We start from the raw sequence: 2965 nt of genomic DNA, 5'->3' as shown, positions 1-2965 counted from the left end.
AAGGGAAGCTGCTGCTTTCAGAGAACCCAGCCAAGGGCATACACCTCGATGAGCCCAGGAAGGTCGCTAAGCGGGAGAAGACGTTCAGGGAAGGCGAGATAGCTGCGATCCTGAATGCAGCCTCAGCGGCCATCCGGGACGAGAAGAACCCGACTCTCACTGATGCCTGCCGCTGGTGTCCGTGGCTTGCTGCCTACTCCGGGGCTCGCATCGCTGAGCTTACGCACCTTGAGGGTCGAGACATCAGGGTTGAGGGTGGGACCGCTGTGATGGACCTGCGGGTGACAAAGACCGGTGAGCCAAGGACGGTGCCGGTTCACCCCCACCTCATTGAGCAAGGCTTCCTTGAGTTCGTAAAGGAGGCAGGGGCAGGCCCTCTGTTCTACGATCCTGCTAGGCACAGGAAAGGCTCCGCTGCTTCACCGGCTGAACTCAGGGCGAATAAAGTAGCCAGGTGGGTGCGGGAAACCGTCAACCTCGATCCCGACGTAGATCCAAACCACGGCTGGCGCCACACGTGGAAGACCAGAGCGCTCGGTGCTGGCATCGAGGAACGGCTCAGGGATGCAGTGACAGGCCATCGGGTCGCATCGGTCGGGCGGAAGTACGAGACACCCTCTCTGGCTATGCTGGCTGACGCGATGAAGCGCTTCCCCAGGTATGAGATCTGAGGCTGGCCTGAGCATACCCGAGGTGGCGCTGATGAGCGTGCACCGGGATACCCGGATGCTGATGCGCTACACCCACCTGAGAAGGGAGGCGCTTGCCGAGAAGCTGGCCCAGGTAAGCCTCGGTCAGACCTAACGGCTCAGCCTATTGCTGGCCCTGCTGCGGCTGGCCTTGCCCACCTCAGGCTCGGCTCTGAGTTCGGCTTGAGAGTCGCGGTCAGCAACACAAAACCGCTATCATCGCGTACGGATACGACAGCGTGGCCACTCCTCAGAGCCTCGGCTTCCGAAAGACCATTCAGCAGATCCATTGCGTGCCGCAAGATCCCATCGGCGCCTTCACACTCTAAGCCATCATCGTCCCATGTGGATAAGCTATCGCTGTGCAAGTCGAAGAAAAAGCGCGTCACGGCTCTACACTATCAAAGCAACGGCTCGGCTGAATGAGGCAATCGAGTGCTTAAGCTCACCGCCAGCGCCGGTAGAAAGCAAGGGCTAACGTGCAGCAATGGTTCCGAGCGGCCGTGGCCTATTTGGTGGAACCGAGAGGATCGAGATGCTCGATGAAGCGCATGCCATCCCAGAGTTCGACCGAATGGCCATCCACCAAGGCGCCGGCGAGCCTGAGGGCGGCCTCATCGTCCCGTGCTGGAAGCGGATCGGAGCGCAGGACCTTACCGTCCGCATCGAGGATAAATGCACGATAGCGGTGAGGCAGCCTGTCGTCCGGTTGGATCGTGCCATCCAGCGAGTCGTCCAACATCTTCTCACCCTCATCAATGGCGAGCGCTGATACCCCACGAGCCTTGTTAGCAGGGGTGCCGCCTGAGTGCTTGGCGATAATAAACCCCTTCATGGCAATGGAGTAGCGCTTGAGCGACCTGAACCCCGGCTGAATTGGATTAGATCGGCCGCCTTCACCATGAGGCCGGAGGTAGCCGCCGCATCCGACGCTCACCATGAAGTAGGCTGGGGGCAGCCTTGATGCTCTGCCGCAGACGAAGAGCCACGGTAGTCAAGGCGGGCACCTGCCGCAATGGAAGTGGTTGGACGCAAAATGACTCGGAAAAATCTGAGACCCTACCCCCCAGTCGATCTCACCCTTGTTCCCCCCGGGCCACCCTCTCGGTGCCATTGTTTCAGCAGGGATGGGACCGGTGACGGCACTTGGGCAACGGGTGGTTAAGGGACTGTAGCTACCTCTCCCAACGAAGTTGTAGCTGGCGTGTGACCAATGACGAAGTGTGGAATGCTGATCCTGTCGAGCCTAAGCCTTGGCATCCTAAGTGTGAGCCCTGCACTGGCCGACTGCTCCCACGCGATCAGCACCTACAATCTTGCTATTAGCGATGTGTCGTCACGGCTTAAGCGATACGCGAGTTGCGTCAGCGACAGCCAGGGTAAAGACGAGTGCAGTCTGGAGTTCGGCCGGCTCCGCAGTGCTCAAGGCGATTTCGAGCTAGCAGTCTCAGGGGTTCAAACGAACTGCCAGCGGTAGAGGATGAACGAAGGGAAACACCCTCCTCGCCCCCGTTCAGCCCATTTCCTCCGTACTATCCTCGGGTGCTTTGAAACGGGTAAGGCAGGTCCATGGCTGAGCGCTTCCACTTCGACCTGACCGATGGTGCAGCCACCATTGCCGATGAGGATGGGGTAGAGGCTTCAGGTATCGATCATGCTCTGGGGCAAGCCTTGGTGGCGATCAAGGAGATGCGAGAGAGCGGAGAACTCGCTGAGCTTGGCGGCGGCTGGCAGATGGTCGTCAGGGATGAAAGCGACCGTGTTCGGCACGTGATCTACCTGGACGAAGACAGCGCAGTCCGGCCGAGATACGCCGCAAAAATGTGAGAGCCCACATCGCTATTCGATCTCACCCGGTTTCCCCCGTACCGGACCCCTCGGTCTTTCAATTTGAGCCAGGGTGGGAGTGAGGGGTTCAGCCCCGGAGGCCGATGAGCGACAAGACCGCCAGGACCACCACAACCAGACCCACGATGTCTATGATATTCCTCATGCCCTGGTCCTCAGGGTGATGCAGTACATCCAACCTGAAAGTGAGCAGAGCCGTTCCGTTGGATGAGCCTGGGTGCTGCTCCGGTTAGCCAAGGTTGGGTCAGGGCCAGGCATTGCGACGCGAGGCAGCCCCCATTAGGGGCAAAGCATAGGACCAGCCATAGGGCTTCCTAGAGGCTTGCTGAGGGCATGTGGGAACGGCCGATATGTCGGGAGGTTGAGTCTAGGCACGGCTGGATCTCTCCCTTCCTTCGGCCGTGCACATTTTCCGCGAACCCTCTTAG

At 59.7% G+C, this 2965-nt stretch carries 5 protein-coding genes; 3 read left to right on the top strand and 2 right to left on the bottom strand.

Features of this window, described 5'->3' with window-relative positions; all coding sequences use genetic code 11:
• Positions 1-671 (top strand): site-specific integrase (locus MOX02_RS30020; RefSeq protein ID WP_147029413.1); only part of this gene is annotated, 671 nt, incomplete at its 5' end.
• Entirely contained in the window at positions 661-804 is a 144-nt protein-coding gene (locus MOX02_RS30015) for a hypothetical protein (RefSeq protein ID WP_244948463.1), read from the top strand. The genes MOX02_RS30020 and MOX02_RS30015, both read left to right, overlap by 11 nt.
• A 4-nt stretch (positions 805-808) precedes the next feature.
• Here MOX02_RS30015 and MOX02_RS33110 read toward each other — a convergent pair whose 3' ends face one another.
• Complete coding sequence (locus tag MOX02_RS33110; protein WP_373866796.1) at positions 809-1078, bottom strand: DUF6894 family protein; 270 nt, start codon at positions 1076-1078, stop codon at positions 809-811.
• Positions 1079-1197: 119 nt separating this feature from the next.
• Positions 1198-1629 (bottom strand): hypothetical protein, encoded by a 432-nt coding sequence (locus tag MOX02_RS30010; protein ID WP_147029412.1) that lies wholly within the window; start codon positions 1627-1629, stop codon positions 1198-1200.
• 629 nt (positions 1630-2258) lie between these two features.
• Here MOX02_RS30010 and MOX02_RS30000 point away from each other — a divergent pair.
• The gene (locus MOX02_RS30000; RefSeq protein WP_174804988.1) at positions 2259-2516 is read left to right on the top strand and encodes a DUF6894 family protein; all 258 of its coding nucleotides are present in this window, start codon (positions 2259-2261) and stop codon (positions 2514-2516) included.
• The last annotated feature ends 449 nt before the right edge of the window (positions 2517-2965 follow it).

This window comes from Methylobacterium oxalidis (genome assembly GCF_007992195.1).
Taxonomy (GTDB): Bacteria; Pseudomonadota; Alphaproteobacteria; order Rhizobiales; family Beijerinckiaceae; genus Methylobacterium; species Methylobacterium oxalidis.
Note: the sequence above shows the minus strand (reverse complement) of the source record. Positions and strands in the feature narration are given on the sequence as shown.

Coding starts and splice junctions, on each gene's coding strand:
- MOX02_RS30010 (WP_147029412.1), bottom strand. CDS start 1,629: ATGGTGAGCGTCGGATGCGGCGGCTACCTCCGGCCTCATGGTGAAGGC.
- MOX02_RS30015 (WP_244948463.1), top strand. CDS start 661: ATGAGATCTGAGGCTGGCCTGAGCATACCCGAGGTGGCGCTGATGAGC.
- MOX02_RS30000 (WP_174804988.1), top strand. CDS start 2,259: ATGGCTGAGCGCTTCCACTTCGACCTGACCGATGGTGCAGCCACCATT.